Annotated in this window: 14 protein-coding genes; 13 read left to right on the top strand and 1 reads right to left on the bottom strand. The window is 30.5% G+C overall.

The features are described 5' to 3' along the window. Window positions 1-609 precede the first annotated feature (609 nt). The 13 genes from ICJ84_RS00005 (at window position 610) to ICJ84_RS00065 (ending at window position 14,683) form a co-directional block, all read left to right on the top strand. The gene (locus ICJ84_RS00005; RefSeq protein ID WP_188214309.1) at window positions 610-1,620 is read left to right on the top strand and encodes an NAD-dependent epimerase; all 1,011 of its coding nucleotides are present in this window, start codon (window positions 610-612) and stop codon (window positions 1,618-1,620) included. Next, the gene (locus tag ICJ84_RS00010; protein WP_241748649.1) at window positions 1,610-2,218 is read left to right on the top strand and encodes a DapH/DapD/GlmU-related protein; all 609 of its coding nucleotides are present in this window, start codon (window positions 1,610-1,612) and stop codon (window positions 2,216-2,218) included. Before ICJ84_RS00005 ends, ICJ84_RS00010 begins: the two co-directional genes overlap by 11 nt. A gap of 35 nt (window positions 2,219-2,253) precedes the next feature. Continuing rightward, window positions 2,254-3,471, top strand: coding sequence for an oligosaccharide flippase family protein (locus ICJ84_RS00015; protein ID WP_188214310.1), 1,218 nt, complete (start codon window positions 2,254-2,256; stop codon window positions 3,469-3,471). Between the two features lie 12 nt (window positions 3,472-3,483). Continuing rightward, window positions 3,484-4,410 carry an ATP-grasp fold amidoligase family protein gene (locus ICJ84_RS00020; RefSeq protein ID WP_188214311.1) on the top strand — a complete coding sequence of 309 codons (927 nt, stop codon included), beginning with the start codon at window positions 3,484-3,486 and terminating at the stop codon, window positions 4,408-4,410. Continuing rightward, on the top strand, window positions 4,407-5,504 hold the full coding sequence (locus tag ICJ84_RS00025) for a glycosyltransferase (protein ID WP_188214312.1): 1,098 nt from the start codon (window positions 4,407-4,409) through the stop codon (window positions 5,502-5,504). The genes ICJ84_RS00020 and ICJ84_RS00025 overlap by 4 nt, the downstream gene beginning before the upstream one ends. 4 nt (window positions 5,505-5,508) lie before the next feature. After that, window positions 5,509-6,867 carry an O-antigen ligase family protein gene (locus ICJ84_RS00030; RefSeq protein WP_188214313.1) on the top strand — a complete coding sequence of 453 codons (1,359 nt, stop codon included), beginning with the start codon at window positions 5,509-5,511 and terminating at the stop codon, window positions 6,865-6,867. After that, entirely contained in the window at window positions 6,839-7,912 is a 1,074-nt protein-coding gene (locus ICJ84_RS00035) for a glycosyltransferase (RefSeq protein ID WP_188214314.1), read from the top strand. Before ICJ84_RS00030 ends, ICJ84_RS00035 begins: the two co-directional genes overlap by 29 nt. Continuing rightward, window positions 7,899-9,044 (top strand): O-antigen ligase family protein, encoded by a 1,146-nt coding sequence (locus tag ICJ84_RS00040; protein ID WP_188214315.1) that lies wholly within the window; start codon window positions 7,899-7,901, stop codon window positions 9,042-9,044. The genes ICJ84_RS00035 and ICJ84_RS00040 overlap by 14 nt, the downstream gene beginning before the upstream one ends. After that, window positions 9,041-10,165 (top strand): glycosyltransferase, encoded by a 1,125-nt coding sequence (locus ICJ84_RS00045; protein WP_188214316.1) that lies wholly within the window; start codon window positions 9,041-9,043, stop codon window positions 10,163-10,165. Before ICJ84_RS00040 ends, ICJ84_RS00045 begins: the two co-directional genes overlap by 4 nt. A gap of 11 nt (window positions 10,166-10,176) precedes the next feature. Next, on the top strand, window positions 10,177-11,580 hold the full coding sequence (locus ICJ84_RS00050) for a UDP-glucose 6-dehydrogenase (protein ID WP_188214317.1): 1,404 nt from the start codon (window positions 10,177-10,179) through the stop codon (window positions 11,578-11,580). A 7-nt stretch (window positions 11,581-11,587) separates the two neighbouring features. Continuing rightward, window positions 11,588-12,574: a UDP-glucuronic acid decarboxylase family protein gene (locus ICJ84_RS00055; protein WP_188214318.1), complete on the top strand. Its 987-nt coding sequence runs from the start codon at window positions 11,588-11,590 to the stop codon at window positions 12,572-12,574. Window positions 12,575-12,647: 73 nt separating this feature from the next. Next, window positions 12,648-13,931, top strand: a complete 1,284-nt coding sequence (locus ICJ84_RS00060) for an undecaprenyl-phosphate glucose phosphotransferase (RefSeq protein WP_188215403.1) — start codon at window positions 12,648-12,650, stop codon at window positions 13,929-13,931. Continuing rightward, complete coding sequence (locus ICJ84_RS00065; RefSeq protein WP_188214319.1) at window positions 13,931-14,683, top strand: glycosyltransferase family 2 protein; 753 nt, start codon at window positions 13,931-13,933, stop codon at window positions 14,681-14,683. Before ICJ84_RS00060 ends, ICJ84_RS00065 begins: the two co-directional genes overlap by 1 nt. Here ICJ84_RS00065 and ICJ84_RS00070 read toward each other — a convergent pair. Beyond that, the gene (locus ICJ84_RS00070) at window positions 14,680-15,987 is read right to left on the bottom strand and encodes a phenylacetate--CoA ligase family protein (protein ID WP_188214320.1); all 1,308 of its coding nucleotides are present in this window, start codon (window positions 15,985-15,987) and stop codon (window positions 14,680-14,682) included. The two genes, ICJ84_RS00065 and ICJ84_RS00070, sit on opposite strands and share 4 nt — an antisense overlap. Between the last annotated feature and the right edge of the window lie 98 nt (window positions 15,988-16,085).

Raw genomic sequence — 16,085 nt, forward strand, 5'->3', positions numbered from 1 at the left:
AAATAACACTAAATTTAACCACAAATGAATAGATTTTGAGCACTTAGTTTACTATGCTCACTTTGACCCGCCGCGGGTAGCTCACTTTGTCCGCCCTATCCATGTACCTTCATAATTTTATAAAGCTTGAATTATGAACGACCATTTAAAGGTGTTTATTGTTTACAGTTTTAGAGATGCTTGTTACTTAAAGCTATACTATACACCTCTGTGGTTCCCTCGAGGGTGAGACTGGAGTATCTTATTTGTGGTTGTATGTTGTCTGTTGTGAGGCGTGATTCTTTGACCCTACGACCTCTCGGCAAGCTCGAGGCAGGCTAAGCTTAGGGTGACAGTGAGGTGTTGTCTGTTGTGGGTATTTAATCTCAGTCTCAGGTTACAATTATAGATCTCGCTCATTGTATTTTGTTTAAGGTTTTACTCTTGTTTAATTCAGGTATGCTATTCTCAAAATAAAGCAATTATCAAGAAAATAATCGTTGTATGGGCATGATCTATTGAAGAAAAGTAAAAAGCATAGTTAAATAGTATGAATTCTCTTGCTAGGACGGTTTAATGTTTTATTTTTGCCAAGTGAGTTAAAAAGTACACTTTTTCGAATTATAATTAATGAAAGTATTAATAACTGGAATAGCAGGATTTATTGGGTTTTATCTAGCAAAAACGCTTTTAGAAAAAAACATAAAGGTAGTTGGAATTGATAATATTAATAATTATTACGATACTAATTTAAAATATGCTAGACTAAATGAATTAGGGATTAACAAGAAAAATATTTTAGCTGATGGTAGTCTAGTAAAAAGTGAAATTTATTCAAGTTTAGGTTTTGCTAAGTTGGATATTATTGAGTTAAAAAGTATAGAAAAATTGTTTCAAGAAGAAGGTTTTACTCATGTTGTAAATCTAGCTGCTCAAGCAGGAGTAAGATATTCTTTAGAAAACCCGCATACTTATGTACAATCTAATCTAGTTGGTTTTGTAAACCTTTTAGAGTGCTGTAGACATTATAATGTGAAACATTTTGTTTACGCATCTAGTTCTTCGGTTTATGGGGCTAATTCTAAAATTCCTTTTTCAGAAAAGGATAGAACAGATGAACCTGTAAGTTTATATGCTGCAACTAAAAAAAGTAATGAATTAATGGCATATACATACAGCCATTTATATAATTTACCAACAACAGGACTTCGTTTTTTTACGGTTTATGGGCCTTGGGGTAGACCAGATATGGCGCCTATGTTATTTGCTTCTGCAATTTTAGAAGGAAAACCTATAAAGGTATTTAATAATGGTAATATGCAACGAGACTTTACCTATGTTGAAGATATAGTTAAAGGGGTTGAGTGTATTTTAGATGTTTTACCAGAAAAAATGCCTAAAGCCGATATTTTTAATATTGGAAATTCTAAACCAATAAAATTAATGGATTTTATTTCGGAGTTAGAAACAGCATTGGGTGAACAGGCAATTAAAGAGTTTTACCCTATGCAAGATGGTGATGTTCAAAGAACTTATGCCGATGTTTCTCATTTAACGGAGAGAACAGGATATAAGCCAAAAACAAATTTAAGAGATGGAGTAAAGGAGTTTGCCAAATGGTTTTTAAATTATGAGCGATAATTTATTTATGATTAGATTTCTATTTAAAGCAGTTAATTATTTTAAGCGAATAATACTTTTCCATTATTTTAAATTTCATAGGAATATAAAAGTTGGTAAAGGAATTATGTTTCATAATAAGCCTTTAATCCATATACATAAAGGAGCTTTGTTAGATATTGGAGACAACGTAACTATTAATTCTAAAAATTTAGGATATCATGTAAATATGTATTCTAGATGCAAGTTGATGGCAGACAGGGATGGAGCAATAATAAAAATAGGAAATAATACTAGGCTTCATGGGAGTTGTATCCATGCAATTGAAAAAATAGTTATAGGGAAAAATTGTTTAATTGCTGCTAATTGTCAAATTATAGATGGAAATGGACACGATCTTTCTTTTTCCAATGTTTCTAATAGAATTAATACAATAGGAAATAGTAAGCCAGTTATAATTGAAGATGATGTATGGTTAGCTACTGGAGTTATAGTTTTACCAGGAGTAAAAATTGGAAAGGGGAGTGTAATAACCGCTAATAGTGTTGTAAATAAAGATATTCCTGAAATGGTTATTGCAGGAGGTAATCCAATAAAAATTTTAAAAGAATTTCCTTAATAAAACAAAATTAACACGTAGTTTTATAAGTATAGATGGGTATTAATGTAGATTTGAGAGATTTAAGGAATAATTTTATTTCTTTATTGGTATTAAGAGCGGGTAATTATATAATTCCATTATTAACGCTTCCCTTCTTAGTCAAAGTTTTAGGGGTAGAAAAATTTGGATTAGTTGCATTTGGAGAAATGATTGTTTTGTATTTCAAATCAGTTGTTGACTATGGTTTTGATTTAACAGGGACAAGATCTATTTCTGAAAATAGAGAAGATCATAAAGTATTAGATAAACTTATAAATACAATTTTTGGAGCCAAACTATTGCTTCTTTTAGTTTGTTTTTTGTTTTTAGTTTTTCTGATATTAATTTTTCCTAAGCTTAACGAAATTAAGTTACTTTTAATTTACTCGTATGGTATTGTTTTAGGCAATGCTTTGTTGCCTACATGGTATTTTCAAGGAATTGAACAAATGAAATATATAACAATAGTAAACTTAATATCTAAAATTAGTTATCTCTTGTTATTATTCCTTTTAGTAAGTAATGAATCAGATTATATTTATGTTCCCTTACTAAATGCATTAGGATTAGTTATTGGAGGATTAGTTTCATTATATATAATGAAAAGGAAATTCAATATTAACTTCTATTTTCCTAAACTTGAGGATGTTTTTTTTAGATTAAAAGAAGACTTTAATATTTTTATTTCAACTTTAGCTCCTAATTTATATAACAATTCAATGGGAGTTTTATTGGGTGTTTTTACAAATAATATTCAGGTAGGGTATTATTCTGCGGCCACGAAATTAATTGAAGTTGGAAACTCCATTATCAATATAATTTCAACTACAATTTTTCCCTATTTGAATCGGAATATAGATTATAGGAAAAAGCTAATTAGTTTAACACTTATCGTAGGATTCTTTTCCTCAATGTTCTTTTTAATCTTTAGTAAGACTATTGTGGTATTTTTATTTGGGGATGAAATGTTATCCAGTGTTTTTATTTTAAAAATACTGTCTTTAAATCCACTTTTTATTGCTGTTATGAGTGCCTATGGTATTAACACTTTAATTCTACAAAAAAGAGATGTTTTAGTGAGAAATATAATATTATTTTATTCAATTATTGGTTTTTTGTCTGGGATAATTTTTATAGAAAAATATGGAATAATTGCAGCAGCGATAATATTGGTTTCGATAAGAGGATTGATAGGATTAACTCAGTTTATTGTAGTTAAGATAAAATATTAATAAAGTGGTATAATGAAAGATATTTATAATTTTTATAAAAAAAGAAAACGTTCCTTTTTTATAAAACCGTTAATTTTTGGTTATAATCTTTTTAGGTATAAAATAATATCTGAAAAATTATTTATTCTTCTTGAGTATAAAAAAATCTTTGGAGTTTATCCTAACTTGGAATCCCCAAAATTATTTACGGAAAAAATACAATGGCTTAAATTATATGATAAGAATCCTCTTTATACAAAATGTGCTGATAAATATGAAGTTAGAGAATATGTTAAAGAGAAAATTGGAGAAAAACATTTAATTCCACTAATATTAGTAACTGAAAATGTAGAGGATATAGCTGCTGAAAATTTACCCAATTACCCGGTAATAATCAAAACAAATCATGATAGTGGAGGAGGTATTATAGTTAGACAAAAAAATAATGTTAATTATAAAGAGATACATAAGTTACTAAAGAAAAGATTAAGTAAGAACTATTACAATTTGAATAGAGAATGGGAGTATAAAGATATCAAACCGAAAATCATTGTAGAAAAGCTTATGTCAGATGAAAGTGGTAATACATTACTTAATGATTATAAAATATTTTGTTTTAATGGTAAGCCTAGATATATACAAACCTTATTAGATAGAGAGACAGGTGTCAAAGAAGATTGGTATGATATTAATTGGAATAGACAAGAATTCAGATACTTTTCTGAGGAAAGTAAAGAGATAGAAAGGCCAAAGGAGTTAGATTTAATGCTTAAATTGAGTGAGAGATTAGCATCAGATTTTAAATTTGTTCGAGTTGATTTGTATAAAGTTAAAGATGAAATATACTTCGGAGAATTAACTTTTAAACCTTATTCAGGATTGATGATTTGGAATCCTAGACAATGGGATTTTGAATTAGGAAGTCAATTAGATTTGAAAATATCAAAAGGTGAGAAATGAGAATAAATATTTTTATTATTATTCCTAGTTTGGAAGGAGGAGGAAGTGAAAGGGTGATTTCAAATGTTGTTAAGTATTTAGATCAAGAAAAGTTTAATATAACATTAGTTTTAGGTTGTAAAAAAGGGAAATATTTAGAAGAAATACCCAAATCAGTAAATATAATTGATTTTAAAAAGGCCCGGGTTAGATATGCTATTTTTCCAATTATAAATTTTATTAGAGGCCATAAGCCAGATATTGTTTTATCGACCTTAGGACATTTAAATTTATTAATTGCTTTTTTTAGACCAATACTACCAAAAAGGACTAAATTTATTGCAAGAGAATCAAATACGATTAGTATAAGAAACAAAGACGAAAGATATCCTAAACTTTTTGATTTTTTATTTAAAACAGTATATAAGAATTTTGATTTAGTTATTTGTCAGGCTAAATCAATGAAGAAAGATTTAATTATAAACTATAACTTTCCTGAGCAAAAATTAAAAATTATTAATAACCCTGTAGATTTTGACAAAATAGAATATTTAAGTACTAAGGACATAGAGGTGGTGTCTTTACCTAAAGATAAATATAATTTATTAGTAATAGGTAGATTAACTCACCAAAAAAGAATGGATCATGCGATAAAGGTAATGTCGTGTATGCCTGATAATTTTCATTTAACAATTGCAGGAGAAGGCGAATTAAAAGAATATTTAGAAGAGTTAGTCGTTAATTTAAACCTGAAAGATAAAGTAACATTTAAAGGGTTTGTTAAAAATCCATATGTTTTACTTAAAGAGGCAAATTTAGTGCTATCTACATCTAGGTATGAAGGCTTTCCTAATGTTGTTCTTGAAGCTAATGCTTGTGGTAAACCTGTATTAGCTTATAATTATGTAGGGGGCATTGATGAGATTATAGAAAACGATGTTAATGGAGAATTAATTGAAGATGGGAATTTGAAGCTCTTATCTGAAGCTCTTTTTAAAATATTTCAATCAAATAATTATAATGGTGAAATAATTCGCAATTTAACCAAGCAAAAATTTAATGTTAAGCATATTGTTGCAAAATATGAATCTGAGTTTTTTAATATTTTAAAGTAATGATATGCCAGAATCATTTAGCATTACATCCAGTTGGATTCAAAATAAAATATTTTGGTTATTATTAATTGTTCCGCTTTGTTTTAAAATTGAAATATTGCCAAGTGTCATAATAATGCCTCAAGAAGTAATACTACCTATTCTTATTGGATTATATTTTTTAGCAAAAGGTAAGTTCAATACAAAGATGTCAATAATTTCAATGCCATATATATACTTGTTAATGGCATTAATATTAACACTAATATTAACCGTATTTTCTCTGTTTTATAGTTTTGATTTGGTTGGGCTTTTAAAAATAATTAAATACTCTATTTATGTTATTGCTATTATAATTATATCAAATTATACTCCGACCAATTTTATAAAAATACTTAATAAGATAACTATAACCACAATAGTATTAACGTTAATTATATTTTACCTAAATAAGATAGAATCAGGTAAAATTTGGGCTACCTATGTAGCAATGGCTACTTATGTAAGTAGTTATATGCCGACAGGTTTTTCAAATAGAGTATTAAATTTACAATCTGGCTCATTTGTAATTTATTCTGGAAATCACGGAATTTATGGAAGCTATTTAGCGTTAATTTTATTCTTTAATTTTTCTAGCATATTAAGAAGTAAGAGAAAAAACTTTTTGGGGTTACTCACAATTATATTATGTTTTATTAATTTAATGCTATTAACATCTAGAGAAACTTTCTTACTTATTTTTATAACGATTTTTACTTATTCTTTTTATTATGTGTCATACAAGAAGTTTAATCCTTCTAAATTAGTTTCGGTTTTTATTTTGTTTGTTTTGTTTTTATTATTAATAATATGGGCAGTAAATTATTTTGATATTGAATTATCTATAATAAACAAAGTAGAAAATTCTATTCGTAAATTTAGAGAAGAAGGAGGTGATGGAAGTGTAGATGTAAGGTTGAACACATGGTTATTAATATTAATTTTTTTATTTACTAATCCTCTAAGAGTAATATTTGGAACAGGGTTTAATCCAACTCTTTTTCGAGAAAAAATAGATTTTGTTGCCAGTCAAAATCCAGATATAGGCAAATATGTAGGTATTCCTGAAAGCCTGTTTTTACAGTTTTTATCTTATGGTGGAATAGTATCCTTATTTTTTATTTTTTTATTTTTTTATTCATTATATAAGAATGTATGGAAGGTAAAAAACATATCAGTGAATGGGATGTTTATTCCTTTTTTTTTGTTGGGTTTATTTGTTACAAACAATACAGGAGCATCAATCTTAGCTGAACTCCTAATGACGCAATTTGCCCTAGTATATGTTTTTATAATGAATGATAATATTAATGAATATGAAAAAAATTCTTTTAGTAACTGTTAGAGCAGATATAGGAGGAGGACCAATTCATGTTAATGAATTAATAGAAGGAATTGATCATGACTCATTTAAATTGTTTTTAGGGTGTCCGTTTGAAGGATATATGTATGATGAATGTTGGAAAAATAGTAGTAGAATTAGGGGGTTAGTGAAAATTCCGTATAGATCTTTTTCACTAAGATATTTTTTACATCTAAAAGCATTTGTTAAAAGGCACAAAATTGATATTGTTCATTCTCATGGAAAAGGGGCTGGAGTCTATTCCCGGTTATTAAGATTAACAAGTAAAAAGGTTATTGTAATACATACTTTCCATGGCATTGGAAATGTCACAGAAGAAGGTTTTTTTAATAAGATTAAAAATGTTTATACAGAAAGATTATTAAAACGTTTTACCAAATTATTTATTTCAGTAAGTCTAGGTGAAAGAAAATTAGCTGTAGATGTTTTGGGAATCAAAAAAGAAAATGTAAGACTTATTTATAATGGAGTTCGAGATTACTCATTAATAAATAAAGTGAATGCTCCTAAAAGAGTTGTTATGTTTACAAGGTATTCTTATGAGAAAAATATGGAATTAGCTTATAATATTTTGAAAAAAGTAAATCCTAATATAATATTTTGTTGGGTAGGAGATGGTGAAGAATTTAAAAGATTTAAAAGATTGAAGAGTGATGACAATGTGAAAAACCTTATCATGATTGGATTTGACAATAGTCCTCAGAAATACTTAACAGAAGGTTCCATTTATCTTTCTACTTCACGGCATGAAGGGTTGCCATTATCTCTTTTGGAAGCCGAATCTAGTGGTGTTCCAATTGTTGCGACAAATGTAGTTGGTAATAATGAGGTGGTTACAGAGGGTTATAATGGATTTCTATTCGATTCAAATAATCCTCAAAAAGCAGCAAGTAAAATTGAGCAGTTGTATTTTGATAGCAGTTTATATTTAAAAATTTCTCAAAATGCAAGAGAAGACTACTTGGCTAGATTTACAAGGGAAAAAATGGTTGTAGAAACAGAAAAACTTTATTATGAGTTTAGTTAAAAAAAATATTTTAAATATTAAAATAGAACTTTTAGTAGGGCTCTTATTTATAAGTATATTATTTAATAATATTATTTCTCCAATAATTGTTTTTTTATTGTGTTTAATAATTTTTTTAGATAAAAAGAATTATGTGTTTAGATTAAGTTATAAAAATTCGATTGTTTGTTTGTTTTTCGGTTATTTGTTAATAAGAGAATCATTTAGCTCAGATATAAAAGGATGGAGTTATTTGTTTAGACTTTTGCCTATTCTAATTTTTATATTTACAGTAGGTTTATATAAATTTAGTAAGAATGAAGAAAAAAGAATTGCCTTATTACTCATAATCATAAATTACTTTTTTTATGTTTTAACTTTTGTGGTGATTTTATTTGTGCATTATGATAATTATAAAAGAGGTGTAAAATTGGATTTTAGTTATTACCAATGGATTGTACCCATAAAAATAGGGATTCATCCACCATATTGGGGTTTTTTTATAAATTTAAGTCTGATAACTATAATTAATGAAAATAAAATTAGGAAAGCTGTTAAGCTGATCTTTTGTTTTGTTTCCTTTTTATTTCTTCTTTTTTTATCTTCTAGGGTTGCTCTATTTGTTTTTTTTGGGGTTGTATTAATTGAATTAGTTCTAAATAATCAAATAACTATAAAGACAAGATTATTTGTTTTTGTACTATTGTCGGTTATAGGAGTTTTTATAGGGAGTCAATCTTCATATTTGTTAAAGAAAATGAAAAATAATGAAGGGGTATCAAATCGTCTAAAACTATGGGAGGCCTCTATTGAGGCTGTAAATGAGAATTATTTATTTGGAAACTCAATTCCGGAAGGAAGGTTTTTAATTAAGTACTTTTATGAAAAGAACAACAAAATAATAAAGGATAATTATGATCCTCATAATCAATTTTTATCTTTTACGGTAAATTACGGAATTATTGGCTTGATTTTGTTTGCTGGATTTTTGCTTTACCATGAACGTTTAAATATCCTTTATTTTGAGTTTTTGTTCATTATCTTTATATCTTTTTTAACAGAAAGTATTTTAAATAGGCAAATGGGGGTAATTTTATTTGCTTTTTTCCTAAGTTATTTTTCAAATAATAATACTTATAAATTATTAAAATGAAAAAAGCACTGATTCATGATTGGTATTATGTAAATGGAGGCGCAGAGAAAGTGCTTAAATCGTTGAATAACATTTGGTCAGATTTTGATCATTACGCTTTAATTGATTTTCTTTCTCAAAAAGATAGAGAAGAAATTTTTGTTGGAGATAAAAGTTACGTTAATACCTCTTTTATTCAAAAATTACCAACCTCAAAATCTAATCATCGTAAGTTTTTAGAGTTCTTTCCATACGCAATTGAACAATTTGATTTATCTGAATATGATTTGATAATTTCCTCTTCAGCATCTATAGCTAAAGGTGTATTAACTAATTCTAATCAATTACATATTTCTTATATTCATTCTCCTATGCGTTATGCATGGGACTTGTATCATCCTTATTTAAAAGAGTCTAAGTTAAAGGGGATTAAAGCTTGGTATGCCAAACGCGTTTTAAGTAAAATAAGACTCTGGGATGTTTTAAGTACGAATAGGGTGGATTATTTGATCGCAAATTCTAATTATATAGCTAAACGCATAAAAAAAGTATACAGAAGAGATTCAATAGTTATTTACCCGCCTGTCGATATTTCTAGTTTTGCATTAGAAAAAAATAAAGAGGATTATTATGTTACAGCTTCAAGATTTGTGCCTTATAAAAAAATTGATTTGATTGTTGAGGCTTTTTCAAAAATGAAGGATAAAACGTTAGTTGTGATTGGGGATGGTCCAGAAAAGAAAAAGATTCAATCAAAAATGTCTTTAAATATAATTTTAACTGGACATATTGAATTTTCTGAGGTGATACGTTATTTTCAGAAGGCAAAAGCTTTTATTTTTGCAGCTGAAGAAGATTTTGGAATTGTCCCTGTTGAGGCTCAAGCTTGTGGAACACCTGTATTGGCATATGGAAAAGGAGGGGCATTAGAAACTATAGAAGATGGTGTTAGTGGAACTTTTTTTTATGAACAATCTGTAGAAGCTATTATTAATGGGGTTTCGAAAATAGATAAAATGGAATTTGCCCCTGAAAAGGTAAGAGCTAATGCTGAAAAATTTGGTAAAGAGCGATTTGAAAAGGAGTTTAAAGAAGTAGTAGAAATATTCTACAAAGACTGGAAGGAGAAAATAAATAATTAGTTTTAAATAAAATGAATGTTAAAAATATTTGTTGCCTAGGTGCTGGCTATGTAGGCGGACCAACAATGGCGGTTATCGCACAACAATGTCCACATATAAATGTTACCGTAGTCGATGTTAATGCAACACGCATAGCGGCTTGGAATGATGCCGATTTAGATAAATTACCAGTGTTTGAGCCAGGACTAGACAACGTTGTTGGTGAAGCACGTGGTAGAAACTTGTTTTTCTCTACGGATGTTGATCAAGCCATCGATGAAGCCGATATGATATTCATTTCTGTGAATACACCTACAAAAACCTATGGTAAAGGTAAGGGTATGGCGGCTGATTTAAAGTATATCGAGTTGTGTGCGCGACAGATTGCTTCAGTTTCAAAGACAAACAAAATAGTCGTTGAAAAATCCACATTGCCGGTACGTACAGCTTCTGCTATTAAAAATATTTTAGATCATACGGGTAATGGTGTGGAGTTTCAGATTTTATCTAACCCTGAATTTTTAGCAGAAGGTACAGCTGTAGACGATTTATTGGCTCCAGATCGTGTGTTGATTGGCGGAGATACGTCGGATAAAGGTCAGGAGGCCATTCAGGCTTTGGTGGATGTCTATGCCCATTGGGTGCCTAAAGAACGCATTTTAACCACTAATGTGTGGTCTTCGGAATTGTCGAAACTTACTGCTAATGCCTTTTTGGCGCAGCGTGTGTCTTCCATCAATTCTATGTCGGCGCTTTGTGAAAAAACCGGAGCCGATGTGAATGAAGTGGCAAAAGCTATTGGACTAGACTCCAGGATAGGCTCTAAGTTCTTAAAATCTTCTGTTGGCTTTGGAGGGTCTTGTTTTCAAAAAGATATCTTAAATCTTGTTTATATTGCCAAAACCTATGGATTAAACGAAGTGGCTGATTACTGGGAGCAGGTCATCATTATGAACGATTATCAAAAAAATCGTTTTTCAAACAATATTGTTTCTACACTCTATAATACGGTTTCAGGTAAAAAAATAACCTTTTTAGGTTGGGCGTTTAAAAAGGATACCAACGATACCCGTGAGTCTGCAGCGATTCAAGTAGCTGATAATTTACTGAATGAACAAGCGCATATTGCGGTGTACGATCCTAAGGTAACCGAAGAACGTATTTACGCCGATTTAGATTATTTAAATACTCGTGCTGAAGAAGAAAACAGAAGTTTATTGAATGTTAAAAACGATCCGTATGAGGCGTGTAAAGATTCCCATGCTATTGCGGTCTTAACTGAGTGGGATGAGTTTAAAACTTACGATTGGCAAGCTATTTATGATAACATGTTAAAGCCAGCTTTTGTTTTTGATGGTCGTGGTATTTTAGATATAAAATCTTTAGAAAATATTGGTTTTGTATGTTATTCAATAGGAAAAGGTTTCAATAAATAATTTAAAGATGAATAGGGTTCTAATAACAGGTGCTGCTGGATTTTTAGGATCACATTTATGTGATCGGTTTATTAAAGAAGGTTTTTATGTTATTGGCATGGATAATTTTATTACCGGCGACCTAAAGAATCTCGGGCATTTAGAGAATCATCCGAATTTTGAGTTTATAGAGCACGATGTTACCGAGTTTATTCAAATAGAAGGAGAATTAGATTATATTCTTCATTTTGCCTCGCCAGCCAGTCCGATAGACTATCTTAAAATACCTATTCAAACCTTGAAAGTAGGTTCTTTAGGAACGCATAATCTGTTAGGTTTAGCCAAAGCGAAAAACGCAAGGATAATAATTGCTTCAACGTCTGAGGTGTATGGCGATCCTTTAGTGCATCCGCAGTCGGAAGATTATTACGGAAATGTCAATACCATTGGCCCTCGTGGGGTTTACGACGAAGCCAAACGTTTTCAGGAATCTATAACCATGGCCTATCACCGGTTTCATGGCCTGGAAACCCGCATTGTGCGTATTTTTAATACTTACGGACCAAGAATGCGATTGAATGATGGTCGTGTGATTCCTGCGTTTATGGGACAGGCTTTACGAGGAGAAGATTTAACGGTGTTTGGTGATGGGTCTCAAACGCGATCGTTTTGTTATGTAGACGATCAGGTGGAAGGTATTTACCGCTTGTTATTCAGCGATTATGCTTATCCTGTTAATATTGGTAATCCGCATGAAATTTCAATTAGAGATTTTGCAGAAGAAATCATTAAATTAACAAACACAAACCAAAAAGTAATTTATAAGACATTACCTGTTGACGACCCGTTACAGCGCCAACCCGATATCACTTTAGCAAAAAAACTATTACATTGGGAGCCTAAAGTGAATCGAGAACAGGGCATGAAGTGGACGTTTGATTACTTTAAAACCCTGTCGGAAGAAGAGCTATTTAAAAGTGAACACAAAGATTTTAAACAACATATCAAAAAGTAAATTGAGAACAACCCAAAAAGGACGTTTTTCGAAATTCATTAATCCGCTATCACGTTGTATTGATATTGGGCTCATGATTGGAACTATTTTTATATTTCCCATAAATTTCAATCATGTATATTTATTCCTATTGTATTTGGTGATCTTTTGGGAAGCCATTGCCTTTTATAATCGTTTTTACGAGGTACAACGCCACACAAGGTTGTTTCAAATCGTGGCTTTGTTATTGAGGCAGTTTGTCTTATTGGCATTTGCCTTATACGCATATATAGGATTTTTTAAGCAGCCTAATATTAGTCGTTTGGCTTTAGGGGAATATTTGGTTTCTGTATTTCTTTTGGTATCTTTTTTTAAAATTTTAACCTTTTTTCTACTGAACAGGTATCGTGCTGTTTTAGGAGGAAACTTAAGAAATGTTATTGTTTTAGGAAATACGGAAAAGTCCAGACAATTAATTAAAATTTTTAACACCAAACTTCATTTTGGTTATAAGTTTAAGAAACAGTTTGTGGTTAAAGATGATGACTTTTCTCTAAAAAAATGTTTCGATTATGTTGTTGATAACGATATCAATGAGATATACTTTTCGGTAGCTGATTTATCAAATAAACAGATTAACAAACTTATCGATTTTGCCGATAATAATTTAAAAGAGTTAAAATTCATCCCCGATAATAAGGATATTTATTCAAGAAAATTAAAATATGAGTATTACGATTATATCCCAATCTTATCTTTAAGAGATATTCCTATTCAGGAACCTGTAAATAAATTTGCGAAACGCGCCTTCGATATCATTTTTTCATCGTGTGTAATCATTTTTTTATTATCATGGTTAACACCGATTTTAGCGATAATTATCAGATTAGAATCTAAAGGGCCAATATTCTTTAAGCAATCCAGAAATGGATTTAATTATAAGGAATTCGATTGTTATAAATTCCGATCTATGACGCCCAATGACAATGCGCATGAACAACAGGCAACAAAAGGGGATATGCGAATTACAAAGGTGGGTGCTTTTATTCGAAAAACGAGTATCGATGAACTTCCGCAGTTTTTTAATGTGCTTTTTGGAGATATGTCGGTGGTAGGACCAAGACCTCATATGGTGAAACATACCAATATGTATGCAGAGCGAATCGATAAATTTATGGTGCGCCACTTTGTGAAACCTGGTATTACCGGTTTAGCTCAAACCAGTGGATTTAGAGGTGAGATAGAAACCGATAAGGATATTGTAAACCGCGTTAAATACGATATATTCTACATTGAAAACTGGTCCTTATTACTTGACTTAAAAATTGTAATACAGACGTTTTTAAATGCTGTTAAAGGTGAAGAAAAAGCATATTAATGGATGGTTTAGTTTCAATAGTAACGCCTTCTTTTAATTCGGCAAAGTATATTACTGAAACTATTCAATCGGTTCTTAATCAAACGTATCAACATTGGGAATGGATTATTGTTGATGATGGCTCGACTGATAATACGATTGATATTGTAAAATCATTTATTTCTAGAGATTCGAGAATACAATTCATTCAGTTAGCATCCAATTCAGGTCCGGCTATTGCCAGAAACAAAGGGATTGATCAAATTAGCGGTCAGTACATGACCTTCTTGGATTCCGATGATATCTGGTTTCCGGATTTTATTGAAAATAGCATCAAGACCATTAAAATTACTAAAATTCCGTTTGTATTTTCATCTTATAAAAGAGCAGACGAGGATTTAAATTTTGTGTATTCCGATTTTATTGTGCCTAAAAAGGTGACGTATTACGACATACTCAAGTCTAATTCCATTAGTTGCTTAACGGCTTTTTTAGATGTTAGTGTTTTAGGAAAAAAACATATGCCTGAAATTAAAAAAAGACAGGACATGGGTTTGTGGCTTCAGTATTTAAAAGAGATTCCGTTTGCTTATGGTGTTCAAGAGTCTAAGGCCATTTACAGAATTCGAAAACATTCGCTTTCCAGAAATAAAAAGGGCTTAATAAAATATCAATGGCAGTTTTATAGAGAGGTTGAAAATCTAAACTTCATAAAATCAGTTTATTATATGTGTCAGTGGATGTGTAGAGGTGTTCTAAAATACAGAAACTAAACAAAAGAGGTAAACTGCTTTAATTTGCCGCTTTTTTCACGGTTTAACCGCTCTTTCCTTTCAAATTGGATGGTTAGCCCGGATTCTAAATAGGTTTCAATTGCAGCTTTTATATTGGTTTTATCTGCATCAGATAAAGGATTGTTGCTAACATAACTGATTTTAAACCTATCGATTTGGGTTTGTTCAATAACAAATTCTTTTACGTTCCCCGAATCTTCAATCACGGTTTTAGTCACGTAATAAAAGGTTAATCCGGCGGCCTTTTTTCCGCTTGGCAGCTTGACAATATCGTTGGTGCGGCCGGTTAAATGTTTAAGTATTGGGGTTTTCAAGGTGCTGGATTCTGCTAAAGTTCCTATATCGCCTAAGTCGTAACGAATAAAGGGGTGTGCTTTATTGTAGAGAGATGTAACAACTATTCGACCTTCTCGATCATAAGGAAGAATACGGTTGTTTTCATCTAATATTTCTACATATAAATCTTCACTATTTACAATCCATTGATTTGTGATATTTTGAAAAGCAATAATCCCTAATTCGGCTGCGCCATATTCGTTAATAATCGGAATCCCGAATTGCGTCTCTAAAAGCGTTTTATCATCTTCAAAAAGCATTTCGGAAGTTGTCATACACAGCTTTAGTGTCGGACAAAGCTGTTTGAGTACAATCTCTTTTTTTTGAAGAAATTTTGCAAACTGAACGATGGGACTGGTGTATCCGTTCAAATATTCAAATTTGGTGGTTCTGAATTTCTCAAGGCATTTTTCTAATGCAGTATCGCTCAAATCGAAAACCGAGAAGCGATGCCTTTTGCTTAAAATATCTTTAAAACGTTCTTTGGAATAGCCTTTTTTGTCTAAAGGAATGCCGTAAAACCGAGCTTGTTTTGATTTGTTTAAATCAATTTCATACCAACCATAGCAATCAAAAATGTCCGACCATGTTAAAGCATGACAAAATTTATCTTTTGCGAAAATAAACGGGTCTCCAGAAGAGCCGGAAGTCTTATTTACAAAAACTTTTTTTTTTGAAAAACCTTCAGAAAGTCTATGAGATAATGGTTGCTGTAAATCCCGTTTGGTCATAACAGGAATGCTGTTCCAATCGTCCGGATTTATATCTTTTGCAAAGTTTTTGTAAAACGGATTATGTTTTAAATGATAGGTAACAATTGCCTTCTTTTGTGATTCTAAGTGTTCTGTGTAGTGTTCTTCAGGTAAGCTTTGAATTTGCTTTAAAAGTCGGTTAGTTTCCTCAATGGGAAAGCCTTTTAGCTTTAAGGATAGGTTAAACAAATTCAAGACGACACATAATTTTTGTAAAGTAAATAAAAAAAAGTCGTGAATTCGAGGCATTAATTTTATTTTTGCTCACGGAAAAATCAGTTTTAGTGCTTAGC

The sequence above is a fragment of the Aestuariibaculum suncheonense genome (genome assembly GCF_014596935.1).
GTDB lineage: Bacteria > Bacteroidota > Bacteroidia > Flavobacteriales > Flavobacteriaceae > Aestuariibaculum > Aestuariibaculum suncheonense.

Bases quoted from the DNA above. Each gene is read 5' to 3' on its own strand.
- ICJ84_RS00005 (WP_188214309.1), top strand. From the start codon at position 610: ATGAAAGTATTAATAACTGGAATAGCAGGATTTATTGGGTTTTATCTA.
- ICJ84_RS00010 (WP_241748649.1), top strand. From the start codon at position 1,610: ATGAGCGATAATTTATTTATGATTAGATTTCTATTTAAAGCAGTTAAT.
- ICJ84_RS00015 (WP_188214310.1), top strand. From the start codon at position 2,254: ATGGGTATTAATGTAGATTTGAGAGATTTAAGGAATAATTTTATTTCT.
- ICJ84_RS00020 (WP_188214311.1), top strand. From the start codon at position 3,484: ATGAAAGATATTTATAATTTTTATAAAAAAAGAAAACGTTCCTTTTTT.
- ICJ84_RS00025 (WP_188214312.1), top strand. From the start codon at position 4,407: ATGAGAATAAATATTTTTATTATTATTCCTAGTTTGGAAGGAGGAGGA.
- ICJ84_RS00030 (WP_188214313.1), top strand. From the start codon at position 5,509: ATGCCAGAATCATTTAGCATTACATCCAGTTGGATTCAAAATAAAATA.
- ICJ84_RS00035 (WP_188214314.1), top strand. From the start codon at position 6,839: ATGAAAAAAATTCTTTTAGTAACTGTTAGAGCAGATATAGGAGGAGGA.
- ICJ84_RS00040 (WP_188214315.1), top strand. From the start codon at position 7,899: ATGAGTTTAGTTAAAAAAAATATTTTAAATATTAAAATAGAACTTTTA.
- ICJ84_RS00045 (WP_188214316.1), top strand. From the start codon at position 9,041: ATGAAAAAAGCACTGATTCATGATTGGTATTATGTAAATGGAGGCGCA.
- ICJ84_RS00050 (WP_188214317.1), top strand. From the start codon at position 10,177: ATGAATGTTAAAAATATTTGTTGCCTAGGTGCTGGCTATGTAGGCGGA.
- ICJ84_RS00055 (WP_188214318.1), top strand. From the start codon at position 11,588: ATGAATAGGGTTCTAATAACAGGTGCTGCTGGATTTTTAGGATCACAT.
- ICJ84_RS00060 (WP_188215403.1), top strand. From the start codon at position 12,648: ATGATTGGAACTATTTTTATATTTCCCATAAATTTCAATCATGTATAT.
- ICJ84_RS00065 (WP_188214319.1), top strand. From the start codon at position 13,931: ATGGATGGTTTAGTTTCAATAGTAACGCCTTCTTTTAATTCGGCAAAG.